General features: G+C 67.3%; 13 protein-coding genes. 7 read left to right on the forward strand and 6 right to left on the reverse strand.

The window, feature by feature from the left end; genetic code table 11:
- The first annotated feature begins 29 nt into the window (after positions 1–29).
- Positions 30–686, forward strand: a complete 657-nt coding sequence (locus ABIC28_RS07195) for a maleylpyruvate isomerase family mycothiol-dependent enzyme (protein ID WP_354578168.1) — start codon at positions 30–32, stop codon at positions 684–686.
- A gap of 103 nt (positions 687–789) precedes the next feature.
- Here the strand turns inward: ABIC28_RS07195 and ABIC28_RS07200 are convergent, their stop codons facing one another.
- Positions 790–1662, reverse strand: coding sequence for an alpha/beta hydrolase (locus ABIC28_RS07200; RefSeq protein WP_354578170.1), 873 nt, complete (start codon positions 1660–1662; stop codon positions 790–792).
- A 151-nt stretch (positions 1663–1813) separates the two neighbouring features.
- On the opposite strand from ABIC28_RS07200, the gene ABIC28_RS07205 reads away from it, so the two are divergent.
- From ABIC28_RS07205 to ABIC28_RS07220, 4 genes are all read left to right on the forward strand, one after another.
- Positions 1814–3025 (forward strand): low temperature requirement protein A, encoded by a 1212-nt coding sequence (locus ABIC28_RS07205; RefSeq protein WP_209928043.1) that lies wholly within the window; start codon positions 1814–1816, stop codon positions 3023–3025.
- 92 nt (positions 3026–3117) lie between these two features.
- Positions 3118–3912, forward strand: a complete 795-nt coding sequence (locus tag ABIC28_RS07210; RefSeq protein WP_209928042.1) for an LLM class F420-dependent oxidoreductase — start codon at positions 3118–3120, stop codon at positions 3910–3912.
- Between the two features lie 66 nt (positions 3913–3978).
- Positions 3979–5781, forward strand: coding sequence for an ABC transporter substrate-binding protein/permease (locus tag ABIC28_RS07215; protein ID WP_209928040.1), 1803 nt, complete (start codon positions 3979–3981; stop codon positions 5779–5781).
- Between the two features lie 3 nt (positions 5782–5784).
- On the forward strand, positions 5785–6525 hold the full coding sequence (locus ABIC28_RS07220; protein ID WP_179800475.1) for an amino acid ABC transporter ATP-binding protein: 741 nt from the start codon (positions 5785–5787) through the stop codon (positions 6523–6525).
- A gap of 264 nt (positions 6526–6789) precedes the next feature.
- On the opposite strand, the gene ABIC28_RS07225 is transcribed toward ABIC28_RS07220, so the two are convergent.
- Positions 6790–8538 carry an AIPR family protein gene (locus ABIC28_RS07225; protein ID WP_354578174.1) on the reverse strand — a complete coding sequence of 583 codons (1749 nt, stop codon included), beginning with the start codon at positions 8536–8538 and terminating at the stop codon, positions 6790–6792.
- Between the two features lie 397 nt (positions 8539–8935).
- On the opposite strand from ABIC28_RS07225, the gene ABIC28_RS07230 reads away from it, so the two are divergent.
- Both ABIC28_RS07230 and ABIC28_RS07235 read left to right on the forward strand, forming a co-directional pair.
- Positions 8936–11017, forward strand: a complete 2082-nt coding sequence (locus ABIC28_RS07230) for a PhoX family protein (protein ID WP_209928038.1) — start codon at positions 8936–8938, stop codon at positions 11015–11017.
- Positions 11018–11185: 168 nt separating this feature from the next.
- The gene (locus ABIC28_RS07235; RefSeq protein WP_354578176.1) at positions 11186–12298 is read left to right on the forward strand and encodes a serine hydrolase domain-containing protein; all 1113 of its coding nucleotides are present in this window, start codon (positions 11186–11188) and stop codon (positions 12296–12298) included.
- Positions 12299–12309: 11 nt separating this feature from the next.
- Here ABIC28_RS07235 and ABIC28_RS07240 read toward each other — a convergent pair whose 3' ends face one another.
- The 4 genes from ABIC28_RS07240 to ggh all read right to left on the reverse strand — a co-directional run bounded on the left by ABIC28_RS07240 (position 12310) and on the right by ggh (position 16845).
- A complete protein-coding gene (locus ABIC28_RS07240) occupies positions 12310–13614 on the reverse strand; it encodes a DUF2254 domain-containing protein (RefSeq protein ID WP_354578178.1) in 1305 nt (434 codons plus the stop codon).
- 90 nt (positions 13615–13704) lie between these two features.
- Positions 13705–14448, reverse strand: coding sequence for a glycoside hydrolase family 25 protein (locus ABIC28_RS07245; protein WP_354578180.1), 744 nt, complete (start codon positions 14446–14448; stop codon positions 13705–13707).
- A 74-nt stretch (positions 14449–14522) separates the two neighbouring features.
- Positions 14523–15398, reverse strand: coding sequence for a TIGR03619 family F420-dependent LLM class oxidoreductase (locus ABIC28_RS07250; RefSeq protein WP_209928036.1), 876 nt, complete (start codon positions 15396–15398; stop codon positions 14523–14525).
- 106 nt (positions 15399–15504) lie between these two features.
- Entirely contained in the window at positions 15505–16845 is a 1341-nt protein-coding gene (gene ggh, locus ABIC28_RS07255) for a glucosylglycerate hydrolase (protein ID WP_077039987.1), read from the reverse strand.
- Between the last annotated feature and the right edge of the window lie 46 nt (positions 16846–16891).

Consider the following 16891-nt stretch of genomic DNA (forward strand, 5'->3'; position numbering starts at 1 on the left):
CGATGGGCCCGATGGCAGGAGATTGTGCGATGACCGGTGGCGACCTGACGCAGGAGCAGATCCGCCCGATGATCGCGGCGGAGCGGACGGAGCTGGCGGACCTGCTGGCGGGGCTGCCCGAGGCGGCCTGGGACTCCCCGACGCTCTGCGAGGGCTGGCGGGTCCGCGAGGTCGTCTCGCACATGACCATGGCGTACCGGTATTCGATGCTGCGGGTGGTGTTCGGGATCGCCAAGGCGGGCGGCAACTTCAACCGGATGGCCGACCGGGCGGCAAGGAGGGACGCGGCGGAGCTGACCTCGGGGCAACTCGTGGCCTCGCTCCGCGACAACGTGGACCATCCATGGAAGCCGCCGGGTGGCGGCTACGAGGGCGCGTTGTCGCACGACATGATCCACGGCCTCGACATCACCACCGCGCTGGGGCTCGACCGCACGGTGCCCGCCGACCGTCTGCGCGTCGTCCTGGGCAGCCTGTCGACCAAGAACCTGAAGTACTTCGGCACCGACCTGCGCGGTGTCGAGCTGCGGGCAACCGACCTGGACTTCGCCATCGGGTCGGGAACGCCCGTCACCGGACACGCGCAGGACATCCTCCTCGCCCTCTGCGGACGGAGGCTTCCACACGATCGGCTGCGGGGCGAGCAGGCACCGCGGTTCACACAGCGGTTCAACGGGAAGGACTGATCATGACCGATGACTCCGAGCAGATCCGAAGCCTGATCGAACGCTGGGCGGTCGCGGTACACGAGGGGGACCTCGGCGCCTGATCCGCGCGCTGACCCGTGCGTCAGAGGTGTTCCGAGAAGAAGGCGGTGAGCTCGTCGACGGCCGGGTTCACGAATTCCGGGATGTCATAGAGGTCGATGTGGTTCGTGGTCGGCAGCCAGACGATCTTCTTCGGATCACCGGCCCTGTCGTACACCGCCTGAGCGCCCTCGGGACTGCAGAACTCATCGGTGGTGCCGTGCACCACGAGCAGCGGGGTTGGGGAGATCAGGTCGGCGGCGGCGAGGGTGTCGACCGTCATCGTCTGATACCCCGACGCGACGGTGACGGAGTTCTCCCAGTGGGGACTGTAGGAGCGTTCCGTGCCGTAGTACTCGAACGGCTCCGCACCCGCCATCGCCGCCGGCCCGCCGTCATCGGTCACCGCCTTCTGATAGACCGGCTGTCCGTCCTCGGTCCATGCGTGATCCCATATGTCCCGCAACGCTTCTCGGTAGGCACCGCCGCGACGGGCGAAGCTGCCCGGGGCACCGGGGTACGCGCCCGCCACGCAGGCCAGCGCGGCCACCCGGGGATCCTGGGCGGCGGCCTTGAGTGCGTACCCGCCACCCAGGCACACGCCCGTCAGGCCGATCCGTCCGAATCCCAGTGCGCCCAGGTGGCCGACGGCCGCGCGCAGGTCGGTCAGCTTGCCCGCGGCGTCCTCGTGCCTGCGGATCACACCACCGGACTCGCCGTAGTTCCGATGGTCGAAGACCAGCGTGGCGAATCCGGCGCGCGCGAGGGCGTCGGCGTACGTGCCGACGACCTGTTCCTTCACCCCGGTGAACGGGCCGGTGAAGGTCACCGCCCTGGTCGCCCCGGCCGGGCGGCGCAGGATTCCCACCAGGCCGGTGCCGTCCTCCGCGCGAAACTCGACACGCTCCGTGTTCACTGTGACCTCCCCGTCGGTTGCGGACACGATCGCCCGCCCGTGCTGATCCCGACACAGTAGGCGTCCGTCGACAAATCGGAGAGCCGTTGCCGCCCAGGATGAGTGGCACCTAAACTTCGTCGCCGTACCAGTCGGCGATGGGGGAGACCGCGTGGACCAGCCAGCACTCGACGGCGCCGATTCGGTGGCCGACGCTCCGACCGAACCTCCACCCGAGCAGCGGGTCGCGTGGGCCGAGCTGTTCTTCGACCTGATCTGGGTCTTCGCGGTCACCCAGATCGCCACCGCCCTGGCAGGCGCGCACGACATAGGCGAGGCGGCTCGCCTGATGCTGCTGTTCATGCCGCTGTGGTGGGGGTGGGTCGGCGCGACGCTGCTGGCGAACCGGGCGGGCGACCTCGTGGATCGGGCGCTGGGCCGGGTGGCGCTCTTCAGCGTCGCCGGCTGTGGGCTCCTGATGTCGGTGGCCGTCGGAGGGGCGTTCGGCGACCGCGCCCTTGTCTTCGCCGCCGGCTATGTCGTGCTCCGACTCCTGTTGTGGGCCTTCTCCTGCCGACTTCCCGGCGGGTCCGCCCGACTCCGGTTGGAGCCCTTCGCCGTGGCCGCCTTCGTCGCCGCGCCGCTGTTCCTGCTCGGCGCCTTCCTCGACGGACCATGGCGGATCGCCGCGTGGACCGCGGCCGCCCTGATCGAACTGATCGCCCCGCGGGTGCTGCCCGCGGGCATGAACCACGTCCGCATCGAGACCGCGCACCTGCCGGAGCGGTTCGGGCTGTTCCTGATCATCGCGCTGGGCGAGACGGTGGTCGCGGTCGGCGGCCAGGCCGCCGGGATCGACCTCGACGGGCCCACCTACGCCGCCTTCGCGCTCGCGTTCCTCATCATCGTCCTGCTGTGGTGGACGTACTTCCACTACGGCGCCCCCGCCGTGCGCCACAGCCTGGAGCACAGTCCCGAGCAGGCTCGCATCGTCACCGATGTCTTCAGCTACGCCCACCTCATCTACGTCACCGCGATCATCATGATCGCCGTTGGCCTGAAGAAACTGCTCGCCTATCCGCTGTCCGTGCCGCACTCGTTCCCCGAGCTGCTGCTCGCCCCCGGCGTGGCGCTGTACCTGTTCGGGTTCTGCTACGCCCGGTGGCGGATGTTCGGGGCGGCCACCCTGCAGCGGTCCGCCGCGGCCCTCGCCTGCTGCGCGATCGCGGTGGCGGCGCCGCTGCTGCCTGCCATCGCCACCGCCGCGCTGGTCCTCGCGGTCCTGCTCGCGCTGAACGGATACGAGGCCTGGATCGTCACCACCCACCGGCCGCTCCCGCTCCTTCGCCTGCCACGGATCGCGCGGCGCGAAACGCAGCTCTGACGCGCTGCGCCTGAACGGTCGCGGAGGACTGCGGGGTCGGGCCCTTCGGACTACCGTGGGATCCGGCCTTCCTCGACGAGTCAGGAGTGCAGATGACCCACGGATTTCGCATCGGCGTCCAGCTCCAGCCGCAACACGCCCCCGACTACGGCCTGATCCGCGACGCGGTACTGCGGTCAGAGGACGCGGGCGTCGACATCGTCTTCACCTGGGACCACTTCTATCCGCTCTACGGCGACCCCGACGGCGCCCACTTCGAGTGCTGGACGATGCTCGCCGCCTTCGCGGAGCAGACCGAGCGGGTGGAGATCGGCGCGCTGGTCAGCGGCGGCGGCTACCGGAACCCGGACCTGCTCGCGGACATGGCCCGCACGGTCGACCACATCAGCGGCGGGCGGCTCATCCTCGGCATCGGGGCGGGCTGGTTCGAGAAGGACTACGACGAGTACGGCTACGAGTTCGGCACCGCGGGGCACCGATTGAAGCTGCTCGGCGAGACCCTGTCGCGGATCTCGGCACGGCTGGACAGGCTCAACCCGGCCCCCACCCGGCACATCCCGGTCCTCATCGGCGGCGGCGGCGAACGCAAGACGCTGCGCCTGGTCGCCGAGTACGCCGACGTGTGGCACAGCTTCGCCGACCTCGACGCGTTGCGGCACAAGTCGCAGGTGCTGGCCGAGCACTGCGCGGCCGTCGGCCGCGAACCCGCGCGGATCGAGCGGTCGGTCGCCTGGCCCGGCCCGGAGGCCGCGCAGGATTTCCTCGACGCGGGCGTCACCCTGTTCACCGTCGGTACCGGTGGACCCGACTACGACCTGTCCACGGTCATGGAGGCGCTGCGCTGGCGCGCCGACCGGCTGCCCGAGCCGATCGAGGGCCTGGCCTGAGCAGCCCCCTTCACCGAACAGAAAGGTTCCCGGGTCCCTGACCCCGGCGCCGCTAGGCTCCTCAGCATGGTTCGTCCACATGTCGTGAAGAGTCGGGTGCTCATCGCCCTGCTGGCGCTGCTCGCGTTGACGCTGACCGGGTGCGGTGGTGGCGACGATTCGGCCACCTCGGCCACCGACCTGTGCGCCCCGCCCGGCGTCGGCAGCGCCTCGGCCGCACCCACCAACCTGGACGCCGCCGCCGCGACTGCCACGGAGGATCGGTACACCACACCGACCACCAAGCCGCTCGACCAGATCGACACCGGCGCGCTCGGCCTGGCCACCCCCGGCAAGCTCAGCGTCGGCACCCTGTCCGACGCGCCGCCGAGCATCTGCGTCGACTCCTCCGGAAGCTTCACCGGCTACGACAACGAGCTGCTCAAGGCCGTCGCCGCCAAGCTCGGCCTGCAGATCGAGTTCTCCGGCACCGAGTTCGCCGGGCTGCTCTCCCAGGTCGCGACGAACCGATTCGACGTCGGGTCGTCCTCGATCACCACCACCGACGAGCGGCGCAAGACCGTCGGTTTCACCAATGGCTACGACTTCGGCTACTTCTCACTGGTGGTGCCGAACGGCAGCGCCATCCACGGGTTCTCCGACCTGAACGCCGGCACCCGGATCGGGGTCGTGCAGGGCACCGTCCAGGACGACTACGTCGTGAACACGCTTGGGCTCGACCCGGTGAAGTTCCCCGACTACAACACCGCGTACGCGAACCTCAAGACCGGCCAGATCGACGCGTGGGTGGCCCCGTCCCAGCAGGCGGAGGGCGCGATCAAGCCCGGCGACCCCACCTCGATCGTGCAGAACACCTTCAGCCTCAACAACTTCGTCGGCTGGGCCGTCAACAAGGACAACCAGCCCCTGATCGACGCGCTCAACTCCGGGCTGGACGCGGTGATCGCCGACGGCACCTGGGCGTCGCTGTACTCGGACTGGGTGCCCCGTGAGCTGCCCGAGGGCTGGAAGCCGGGCAGCAAGGCGGCGCCGGAGCCGGAGCTGCCTGACTTCGCCGCGCTGGCCAAGCCGGAGACACCGGGATCCGAGCAGTCGCAGACCGCCCAGCAGTCGACGCTCGCCCAGCTCGGCGCCACCTTCTTCGACTGGGATCTGTACCGCCAGGCCATCCCGGACCTGCTCAAGACCGGCCTGCCCAACACGGTGATCCTCGCCGTCACCTCGGGTGTGATCGGCACCGTGGCTGGCATGCTGCTCGCGGTCGCGGGCATCTCGCGCACCCGCTGGCTGCGCTGGCCGGCGCGGGTGTACACCGACGTCTTCCGCGGGCTGCCCGCGGTGGTGATCATCCTGATCATCGGCCTTGGCGTCGGACCGGTGGTCAAGGGCCTGACCGGCAACAACCCGTACTGGCTCGGCGCCGCCGCGCTGGCCCTGCTGGCAGCCGCCTATATCGGCGAGATCTTCCGCTCCGGCATCCAGAGCGTGGAGCCGGGGCAGCTGGAGGCGGCCCGCGCGATCGGCTTCAGCTACCGCCGGGCGATGACCCTGGTGGTGATCCCGCAGGGCGTCCGCCGGGTGCTGCCCGCGCTGATGAACCAGTTCATCTCGCTGATCAAGGACTCCTCGCTGATCTACTTTCTCGGCCTGCTGGCGACCCAGCGGGAACTCTTCGCCGTCGGGCGCGACCTCAACGCGCAGACCGGGAACCTGTCGCCGCTGGTGGCCGCCGGCCTGTTCTACCTGGCGCTGACGATCCCGCTCACCCACCTGGTCAACTACATCGACCGGCGCCTGCGGACCGGCAGGGCCGACACCTCCGGCACACTCGACCCGCTCGAACAAGCCATCGTCGTGGAAAGGGGATAGCCCATGACCACCGCGACCAATTCGGTCTCGCTGACCGGCACCGACCTGCACTTGTCCTTCGGCACGAACAAGGTGTTGCGCGGCGTCGACATCCACGTCGACGCAGGCAAGACCACCTCGGTCATCGGCCCGTCCGGCTCCGGCAAGTCGACGCTGCTGCGGGTGCTCAACCGTCTGCACGAACCCGAACAGGGCGACATCCTGCTCGACGGCCGGTCGGTGCTCGGCGACAACCCGGACACCCTGCGCCAGCGGATCGGCATGGTGTTCCAGCACTTCAACCTGTTCCCGCACCGCACCGTGCTCGACAACATCGCCCTCGGACCCCGGAAGCTGCGGGGGCTGTCGAAGGAGCAGGCGCGCGCGGTCGCCCTCGAACAGCTCGAACTGGTGGGGCTGGCGGAGAAGGCACAGTCCCGGCCGGGCAACCTGTCCGGCGGCCAGCAGCAGCGGGTCGCGATCGCCCGGGCTCTGGCGATGAAGCCGGAGATCATGTTCTTCGACGAGGCCACCTCCGCGCTGGACCCGGAGCTCGTCAAGGGCGTGCTGGCGCTGATGACGGACCTGGCGTCCGGCGGCATGTCGATGGTCGTCGTCACGCACGAGATGGGTTTCGCCCGTTCGGTTTCCGACACCGTGCTGTTCATGGACCGCGGGGTGGTGGTGGAGACCGGCAAACCGGAGGCGCTCTTCGACGACCCACAGACCGAGCGCCTGCAGGCCTTCCTCTCCCAGGTGCTGTAGCGCTTACGCGAGAGGTCGATAGACCTTGATCGCCCACACGATCACAGACTCTATCGACTGCGATTCCAGTAGTCGGCATCGACGTTGACCCCTAACAAATCACCTCCGGAGCAGCGTCTCACTGACCTTCACTAAAAATCATGTAGGTGCAAACATGAAGGCTCACGGCCCTAGCCAAAGATGCGCTAGGGCCGCGAACCTCGAACTCCTTTATGAAAGCACCCTCCTCCGGCAGATATATTCGCGCACTGATCGTCTATCCGATTAGGTTGCGATGTCCACTCGATTGCGGAATTCATCAAAAACGGAGGCGTTCGCGCGTTTGGTCGATGCAACGACGGACCGGAAGGCGCTGACATTGTTCTTTACGATCTCTCGTCGCCTCACACCACCATTATCGAATGCAGGCCCCAGCTGACTAGGCGCAAAAGGCAATAGTGCATCGACTAGCGGCATCCAGTATTTGGTTGCCTCCTCAGGGCTAACACGCTTGCCGAAAGATAGCGCAAAAGTATTTGGGAGTGCTCGACCCAAGTAAATCTCAGCAGCGTTTGCAATACCGGCAACAAGAAGATAGAGTGAACCCCGTTTCCGCAGGTAGTCAAGTGCCTCCTTGTCATCCGACGTTTGCGCCGCCGCGGGCAGGCCCGTCAGATCAGCCTTCGTTTGAGCAACTGCACGCCATAGCGAATAACAGAAGACGATATGTGCTGCAGTGGTATGGTCTGAGAAATACCGTGCATATACTTCGTCGTTGTCCCAGATGCTACTGAGATTATGATATGCGGTAGTCGGATCCTGATGGAATGCCGCCAAAGACTGAGCAGCAGTATCCGATGCAATTAGATTCGATGGTTTTCGCGCCCTGTCATCGCTCCCACCGCGCCTTGCTCCGAGATAGGTCGCATCTGGGATCTTCTTGAAATCTTCACGCAATCGCTTTTGTATGCGATCTCCGCTTCGAAAATCTGAGGGCTTGATCTGATTCTGACTATTGTTGTATCGGATAATGTTCTGAACGAGATCAGGATTGCTGGCCTGGACAAACCTGATTAGAACACGGGCTTCATCCAACGCAGATAGCTCTACGCGCGCAAGCGAGCCCGTTGTCTGCGCTCCATTTACCACCGCAATCCCCGACAGGCTGAGGCTACTGTTAGGTTCATCCGCACTTATCGAATTGACGAGCGCGGTAACCCCGTTGTTGAATGCCCAAAATCTTCCCGGATGGTTCCGGGCTGTCTCTTCAATCCCAAAGTTAATGTTGAGCGCTGTACGACGGCGCGGCATATATCCACGCACGTTTGCCGAAAAGAGCCTGTCACCATGCTTATCGAATAGACCGTGCAGCCACGTTGCGGGCACTGATGTACAGACCGCCTCCCAACCGTCCCCAGTCTCCGAAAACCAACTGGTCGCAGGGACATCCAGATCATCGGTTACCAAAATTGGACTTTTGGTACTCGCGTACCAATCGTTGAGGGTCGCACTTCCAACCTCAAGATAACGAACTTCGACCTGATGATCGGGATAGCATTGCGACAATAGCGCCTTCGCTGAATGAGTTGCCCTGTCAAGCTCGTCTGCAACGTTCTTTGATTCGGGCAGGTTGTGCGAATACCAAAGCTCTACAACGTCAACCTCGCCCGCTTCAATCGCTTCATGAAGATCTTCAGCGGCAGCTCGAAGGCTGACTCCCAAATCATCGGCACGCTGATTTCCCAACACCCAGGACGCTGCGATGCCCAGATCCGCAGCTTTGTTCGAGGGCGCCGACGCCTTTGAAGAATCGCCCGCAAAGTAACCTTGCGCGAGCACCGCGGTTCGCGTTTCTGCATCGATATATACTAGATCACACTTTCGGTCTTTCGATCCATCTGTAATCGCACTCGCCGCAACTGTTGCTATATCATCAATTCCGAATCGCAATTCGAGAGCAAACAGTAAAAGCCCGTTTGGATTGAACTGCTGAAGATCGGCCCTGCTGGAAAAAGCCTGCAGCGCATTGGTCATTCGCTAACACCACTTTCGTCGACACAAGAATAGATCGCCAGCATACAACTGAGTTAGTATCACCGCTTGAAATTCACCCACTGAAGTAATCGTTCTACGGAAACGGCCAGCTACCACCACGACCACGACGTCCAGGACACCATCACTCCTGCCCTGGAATGGGCGAGGGCGCGCGCGTGGAACTGGCGGACCCGAGTCCGCGGGCATGCCGATTTGCCTGCGACTGAACCGTCACCGCCAGGACGACTGCGGCTGTACCCAAACATCGTTGATCGGCAGCCGATCTGGGTGGCCCGTTAGGGCACCCTCATTGTCCGGTCGTTCACTTTGCCGTTCCTTTGCCCTCGCTTAAGACTTCTACGGTCTCCCGAGTTGAACCTTCGATCAGGAGAACCACGTGAAGCTGAAGCCCCTCGCGCTGTTTGTCAATCACGACGGCAAATCATCGCGGGCATCGATCACCTGCCAGTACAAGTGCGGCAATGCCTGCTCGCACGAGGTGCCCAACACCTCCGGCGGTGAGTACTTCGGCGACATCGTGCGCGCCGCGATGTCGCGGCGCGGGCTGCTCAAGTCCGGCGCCGTCGCGGTGCTCGCGGTCGGTGCGGGCGGCGCGTTGGTCGCGTGTTCCGATGACTCCGGCAGCGGCTCGGCCGGGGGCTCCACGACGGCGGCGGCGGGCGGCGGCGAGGCCCCGGGCGGCACCGCGTTCACCGCAGTCGCACCGAACACCGAGGACGCCGTCGTGGTGCCCGAGGGCTACGAGCAGGCCGTCGTGATCCGCTGGGGCGACCCGGTGCTGCCCGGCGCGCCCGCTTTCGACTTCGCCAACCAGACGCCGCAGGCGCAGGAGATGCAGTTCGGCTTCAACAACGACTTCGCCGGCCTGCTCCCCGTGGAGGGCCAGCCGAACACCTATCTGCTGGTGGTCAACCACGAGTACACCACCGAGCCCTTCATGTTCACCGGCTACGACCCCGCGAACCCCACCCTCCAGCAGTTCCAGACCGCGATCGCCGCGCACGGCCTTTCCGTCGTCCAGGTCAAGGGCGAGTCCGGAACAGGCAGGCTCACACCGGAATTCGGTCCGAACAACCGCCGTATCACCGCGAACTCGGAGTTCCTGGTGACCGGGCCCGCCGCGGGCAGCGACCTCCTCAAGACCACCGCCGACCCCACCGGCACCCGGGTGACCGGGACGCTCAACAACTGCTCCGGTGGCGTCACCCCATGGGGCACGGTGCTCTCCGGCGAGGAGAACTTCAACCAGTACTTCGCCAACGCCGATCAGGTCACCGACCCGACCGTCGCGGCCAGGCTGAAGCGGTACGGCATCGAGGGCGGGGCGAGCGAGCGGAAGTGGGAGCGCTTCGATCCCCGCTTCGACCTCGTGCAGGAGCCGAACGAGGCGAACCGCTTCGGTTACGTCGTCGAGGTGAACCCGTGGGATCCGGCGTCCACCCCGATCAAGCACACCGCGATGGGCCGCTTCAAGCACGAGGCCGCGACCATCTACGTGACCGACGACGGCACTGTGGTCGCCTACAGCGGCGACGACGAGCGGTTCGACTACATGTACAAGTTCGTGTCCGCGCGAAAGATGATGCCCGGCAACGGCCAATCCAGCATGCGGCACAACCTGACCATCCTCGACGCAGGCACGCTGTACGTCGCCAAGCTGACCGGCGACGAGCCGGACCAGATCGACGGCTCCGGCAAGCTGCCGTCCTCCGGGCGCTTCGCAGGCAAGGGCGAGTGGATTCCGCTGCTGCGCACCGGCGAGGACGGCAAGGCCGAGTCCCTGGTAGACGGGATGAGCGCGGAGGAGGTCGCGGTGTTCACCCGGATCGCCGGCGACAAGGTGGGCGCCACGAAGATGGACCGCCCAGAGGACTTCGAGCCCAACCCGAAGACCGGCAAGGTGTACGTCGCGCTGACCAACAACACCAAGCGCGGCGAGGAGGGCAAGCCCGCCGCCGACGAGCCGAACCCCCGCAACAACAACAAGAACGGGCAGGTCCTCGAGATCGAGGACGAGCACGCAGGCACCGGTTTCACGTGGAACCTGCTGCTGGTCTGCGGCGATCCCGCGGCAGCCGACACCTACTTCGGTGGGTTCGACAAGACGCAGGTCAGCCCGATCTCCTGCCCCGACAACCTGGCGTTCGACCCGCACGGCAACCTGTGGATCTCCACCGATGGCAACGCGCTGAAGTCGAACGACGGCCTGTTCAGCGTGGTGCTCGACGGCGACCGGCGCGGCGAGACCAAGCAGTTCCTCACCGTCCCGAAGGGCGGCGAGACCTGCGGACCGATCATCGGCGAGTCCCGCGTCGTGGTCTGTGTGCAGCACCCGGGTGAGCTCGACGGCGCCAGCGCCGACAAGCCGGCCTCGCACTGGCCGGACGGCGGCGACAGCCAGCCCCGGCCGTCGGTCGTCGCGGCCTGGAAGTCGGGCGGCGGGCGGGTCGGCGTCTGACCCTCGCGAACCCTGGGCGCCCTCCGGTTCTCCGGAGGGCGCCCTTTCGTGTCCGAGGTGGGGCAGGCTGTACCTCAGATCCGGTAGTCAGGGGGATCGTCGCACCCGTCGCGCGTCAATAGCGTCGGTGCCGAGAGTTATCGGGCGACAATCGAGGAGAACCCCACCATGAGAAGCAGACTCGTAGCCTCCGGGCTCGCCGTCGCGGTCACCGCCCTGCTCGTCGGCGCGACGCCCGCGCTCGCGCAGCCGCAGGCACCCGCCACCGCCACCGGCGCGGCGGTGCAGCAGGCGATGGACCGCATCCTCGCGAACGGGGCGGTCGGTGTACAGGTCCGGACGACGTGGGACGGACGGACCACGACCGCCACCGCCGGTTCGAGTGTGCTCGGCACGCCGTGGGCGGTTCCCGACGACGGCCGGTTCCGGATCGGCAGCGTGACCAAGACGTTCGTCGCCACCGTGCTGCTGCAGCTGGTGGAAGACGAACGGGTCGAGCTGGACGCGCCGGTGGCCCGGTACCTGCCCGGCCTGTTGCCCGACGGCGACACCATCACCGTCCGGATGCTGTTGCAGCACACCAGCGGGCTGTACAACTACACCGATTCCCTCCCGCTGGACGACGGCGAGTTCCTCGGCATCCGGTTCCGGCCCTACACCCCGAACGAGCTGGTGGACCTGGCGACGAGCAAGCCTCTGAACTTCGCGCCCGGCACCGACTGGGCCTACTCCAACACCAATTACATCGTGCTTGGCATGCTGATCGAGAAGGTGACCGGACGATCCTGGGACACCGAGGTCGCCGCTCGGATCACCACACCGCTCGGGATGCTCGCGACCAGCGCCCCGCACGGCAGCCTGTTCATCCCCGGACCGCACGCCCGCGGCTACCACCCCGTCGCGGGGGTGCCGGTGGACACCACCGAACTCGACCCGAGCTGGGGCGGCGCCGCGGGCGAGATGATCTCCACCACCTCCGACCTGGACCTCTTCCTGACCGCACTGGCCGACGGGCGTCTCCTGCGGCCCGCCCAGCTCGCCGAGCTGACCTCCGCCCGGTCGATCACCGACGGGCACGGATACGGGCTGGGCGCCCAGTCCAGGAACACCCCGTGCGGGGTGACGGCATGGGGTCACAGCGGCGGCATCCCCGGCTACACCACCCTCGCCTTCACCACCCTCGACGGCAGCAGGCGGATGGAGGCGTCGGTGACCAATGGTCTCGGCCCCGACTCCGAGGACGCCGTCTACGGGATCGTGGACGCGGCCATCTGCGGCTGACCCGCCCTCGGTCAGCGGGCGCGCTCCAGCCGATCCCGGAGCTCGCCCGCGGCCGCGGTGACGGCGGTCAGGTCCGCCGGTTGCACGATCTCGCGGGTGGCGTCCGCCTCGAGCAGCCCGAGCTGAAACCCGATCGCGGTGAGGCGACCGTCATCGGTGGTGGCCGCCGCGCTGTCCCGCAACAGCCGGATCAGCGCGAGCGCGACGGTGGGCTCGCGCGCGCCGTAGCGCCGAATCTGGGCGCAGGCCAGATCGAGATAATCGGCGAAGGTGTAGGCGGGGACCGTGACCGTGCCGCCTCCCGGGCCGGCCGACAATACGAGCGACCCGAGGTCCCGACGGGAGAGCGAGGACATGATCGCGGTGAGGTGATCCAGTGCCTGGACCGCCGTGTACGGGTCGTTGATGGCGGGGGACAACGCCTTCGAGGCGACGTCGACGAGCTGACGCATGCCGAGCGCGGCGTCCTGCTCGAGTGTCCGCTCGAACCCGATCCGCACGGACTGCTCGACCGCGCGGCCGACCCCCACCGCGTCGAAATCGCGGCCGGCCTCGCTCCACACCCAGGCCAGCGGGGTGGATCCGGCGGCGATGTGGTCCCCGACGCGGGGCGCGATCTTGATGCTCACCCCGTGCCGTGCGGCGTGCCCGACCAGCTCGTCCGGGTGCACCGCCTGCACGTAGCCGGTGCGGCTCGAGGGCACCACCGTCGCCGACGGCGGCGGGTCAGGGAGCGCCGACGGCGCCGTGGTGCCCGGCAGCCCGTGCCGCACCACCTCGCGCGTGTTCCGCTCCACCGTGCGCATGACCTCGTCGATCTGCAGCGAATGGGTCAGGTGGTGGATCTCGTAGACCAGCGCGCCCAGGCTGAGGAACAGCAGCACCATCGCCCAGCTCACCGCGAACCGCGGATAGTCCGCGGTCCGGCTGCCCGCGGACACGCCAACCGTGTAGAGCCCGGCGATGCTGTACGCGAAGGTCGCGACGAAGACGCTGAGCACCACCTGATTCGGGCGGTCACGCAGGAAGTTGCGCAGGATCCGCGGCGAGAACTGGGTGGACGAGAGCTGCAGCGCCACCACAGTGAGCCCGAGGGTCAGCGCGATGACGGTGATCATCGTGCCCGCCGTGCCGATGAGCAGCGTGCGGGCGTCATCGGGGGTGCCCTGGAACGCCAACCGGTGCATCCAGGTGCCGGGGCGGGTGTTCACGGACGACAGGATCGACCCGAGGGCCAGCGCCAGCACCACGGCTATGGCGGGTAGCACCCACAGCGCGCCGCGGAGATACTCCCAGGCTGCCTCGCGCCTGCGCACCCCCGAAGCGTACGCCCGCCGATCGCGCTGCGCGGATGGCCGATCCGTGACCTCGGGAGCCGAACGGCGAGCTCAGAACGGAACGGGACCTCAGGAACCGAACGGGTTGGCGGAGCTGCCGAAGTCGCCGAGGCCGCCGCCGTAGATGTTGAGGTCCACGTTGCCGTTCACGCCGGGGATCCGGCCCGTGCTGGTGTACTGCCAGAACGTCCAGTGCCGCCAGCCGCCGGGCAGCGGGCCGGGCTCGTCCCTGCCGTTGTAGTCGGCGATCCAGAGCGGGTAGTTGGAGAACTCCGTGGTGTTCGCCATCGCGGTGCGCCAGAAGTTCGGGTACGTGTAGATGATCGGCTGCTTGCCGGTGAGCGCCTGGACGGAGTTGAGGTAGCGGCGCGTCCAGTCGATCACCGCGGCGGGCGGCAGGCCCTTGGCGTCCTCGATGTCGAGCACCGGCGGCAATCCGTCGCCCCCGATCACCGGGAACGACGTCGATGCGAAGAACGCGGCCTGCGCCTCGGGCGACTCCCGGACGTCGGCGTAGTGGTAGGCGCCGCGGGACATCCCGGCCGCGCGCATGCCGATCCCGTCCTGCACGAAGAACGGGTTGACGTACCAGAGACCCTCGGTGGCCTTGACCATCGCGAACTCGTGGCCGGAGGCGCGCACGGCGAACCAGTCGATGCCCGAGCCGCCTGGGTGTTGCCACGAAGCGACGTCGGGACCGTTGTACGGTTCGGCGGTCGCGGTGCCAGGCACGGCGAAGGCGAGGGCACCGGCCATCAGCACCGGGACCAGGCGGGTGACGGCTCGGACACGCTTACGACTCGACGGCCTCATCGCCCGAGACTAAACCGATATTTCGGACACGACCACGAAACCGAGGATGAACTTTTGGCGTCGGCCCGCCCGCGTCACCCGCAGTTCGACATCACGGTCTCGGCATAGTGCGTCAGGGCTGCGACCTTCTGGCCCAGCGGCTCCGTGTCCTGCGCGACGCTGTAGGGGTCGCGGAAGCCGACGATCACGTCGGTCACGCCCTTGTCCTCGAGTCGCCTGATCCCGTCGACCGTGTAGGCCTGTGGCGAGATCACGTGGATCTCGAACGGGCTGTTCTCCGTGCCCTCCTCCCGGCGCATCCGCTGCAGCTTCGCGAGCAGGACGTCGAGTTCCTCGTCGCCGCCGCCCGCATGCATCCACCCGTCGCCCCGGACCACCGCGCGCCGGAGCGCGGCGTCACTGTGCCCGCCGACGAGGATCGGGATGGGCTCGCTCGGTACCGGGCTCAGCTTGATCGCGGGCAGGTCGAAGATCTCGCCGTGGTACTCGAAGTAGTCACCGCTCACCAGACCGCGAAGGATGTCGATCGCCTCGTTGGTCCGCTTGCCGCGCCGCTCCCACGGCACGCCCAGCACCTCGAAGTCGTCCGGCCACGGGCTCAGACCGATTCCGAGGCTCAGCCGGTTGTCGATCATGTAGGCCACCGAGGTGGCCTGCTTTGCGACGAGGACCGGGGGACGGATCGGCAGCTTCAGCACGAAGGTGGTGAAGCGCAGCGTGGTCGTCGCCATCCCGAGCGCGGTGGCGAGGACGAACGCCTCGACGAACGCCTTGTTCTCGAGGAACTCCCTGCTTCCGTCGGGCGTGTAGGGATAGACCGAATCGGATTCCTTCGGATAGCAGAGGCTGTCCGCGATCGACATCCCGTGATAGCCGGCCTCCTCCGCCGCCTGCGCGAGCGGCACATAGAAAGCCGGGTCGGTCATGGCCTCGGCATAGGTGAATCGCACAGCCCTCCTCCTTCGATCCGGTGTGGTCTACGTCATACCTGACCCGACGCACCCGGGGTACCGAATCCCGACCTCCCGCCCAGCGAGACGAAATCGGCGGGTGGGTTCAGCCGAGCCAGTCCAACACCGCGGCCGCGGTCCAGGACTGCTGCATGCTGCCCAGCGGTGCACCGGTGAACGGCTCGTAGTACTCGGCGAAGCTGCCGTCGGCGGCCTGTCGCAGGCCCTCCGCCCGCAGGTGTCGGGCCCGCTCGGCCCACCCGCGACGGGCGAACGCCCAGGAGAACAGCCAGGTCATCACCGGCCACACCGGGCCGCGCCAGTACTCGCGCGGCCGGAAGTCGCCCGAGACCGGCGAGGTCGACGGCGGCACCGCGTACCGAAGATCCGGATGACCGCAGAACCGCGGTCCCTCGAAGATCCGCACCAGCGCGCGCTCGGCGTCGCGGTCCAGCCCGCCGCACAGCAGCGGGGCGAACATCGCGAGCGTCTCGGTGGGGATCCAGCGCCCCGACCGCAGGTCGAAGTCGCGGGCGGCGCCCGAACGCGGGTCCGTGGTGGCGATGGTGCCCCGCTGGAACTTCTCCGCCCAGTACCGCAGGTCCCGGACATCGGACTTCGGCGCCGAATGCTCCTCGCCGATGGTGGCGAGAACGTCGCAGGCGAGCGAGAAGACGGCGCTGACGAACACGTCCTCGACGGCGAAGCTCATCGTGGACGCCAGCTCGGCGTCGTCGTAGCGCGCCAACTTCATCTCCTCGAGCAGCCACAGGTAGCGGTCGTACTCGGCGTTCGAGGGCCGCTGCGTGGGGTCGGAGATGATCGCGGTGTCCTCGCGCAGATAAGGCGGCACCGGTCCCGGAATGACGTTCGCGTACGCGGCATCCCAGCGTGGCGAGTTGTCCATGCCGGACTCCCAGCCGTGGTACAGGCTGATTCGTCCGTTGTCCTTCGGGTCACGGGCGGTCGCGAGCCACCGGTGCCAGCGCACCAGGTCGCCCCAGCGCCGGTCGAGGAACTCCTCGGCCACCGCCCGGGTGCTGCGACCGTGCCTGCGGGAGTGGTCGAGGATGCGCTGGACCGCGATCGCGTGCACCGGCGGCTGTGTGATGCCCGAGGTCTGCGGGACGACGGGGGCCGTCGCCGCCAGATCCCCGCAGGCCCAGCGCGCGGGTCCGGGGAAGTACCCGTCGACGCCGTTCGCGAACACGATGTGCGGGATCATTCCGTTGCCCCACTGCGCGGACAGCAGCGTGTCCAGCTCGACGACGGCCCGCTCCACGCTCAGCGGCGCCAGTCCGACCGCGACGAACGCCGCGTCCCAGCTCCACATGTGCGGGTACAACCGCGGCGCCGCGCTGGTCATGGTGCCCAGGTCGTTGCCGCGCAGCAGGTACGCGGCCCGGGCCGCGAGCTGCGTCGGGATGAATCCGGGATCGGCGGCCATCGTCCTAGTTTGCGTCCGCCGCGCCGATTGCGCCCGTCGGGGTGAC

It is taken from the genome of Rhodococcus sp. PvR044 (assembly GCF_040548995.1).
In the GTDB taxonomy this organism is placed as follows: domain Bacteria; phylum Actinomycetota; class Actinomycetes; order Mycobacteriales; family Mycobacteriaceae; genus Rhodococcus_G; species Rhodococcus_G oryzae.

Coding starts and splice junctions, on each gene's coding strand:
- ABIC28_RS07195 (WP_354578168.1), top strand. CDS start 30: ATGACCGGTGGCGACCTGACGCAGGAGCAGATCCGCCCGATGATCGCG.
- ABIC28_RS07210 (WP_209928042.1), top strand. CDS start 3,118: ATGACCCACGGATTTCGCATCGGCGTCCAGCTCCAGCCGCAACACGCC.
- ABIC28_RS07215 (WP_209928040.1), top strand. CDS start 3,979: ATGGTTCGTCCACATGTCGTGAAGAGTCGGGTGCTCATCGCCCTGCTG.
- ABIC28_RS07220 (WP_179800475.1), top strand. CDS start 5,785: ATGACCACCGCGACCAATTCGGTCTCGCTGACCGGCACCGACCTGCAC.
- ABIC28_RS07225 (WP_354578174.1), bottom strand. CDS start 8,538: ATGACCAATGCGCTGCAGGCTTTTTCCAGCAGGGCCGATCTTCAGCAG.
- ABIC28_RS07235 (WP_354578176.1), top strand. CDS start 11,186: ATGAGAAGCAGACTCGTAGCCTCCGGGCTCGCCGTCGCGGTCACCGCC.
- ABIC28_RS07245 (WP_354578180.1), bottom strand. CDS start 14,448: ATGAGGCCGTCGAGTCGTAAGCGTGTCCGAGCCGTCACCCGCCTGGTC.
- ggh (WP_077039987.1), bottom strand. CDS start 16,845: ATGGCCGCCGATCCCGGATTCATCCCGACGCAGCTCGCGGCCCGGGCC.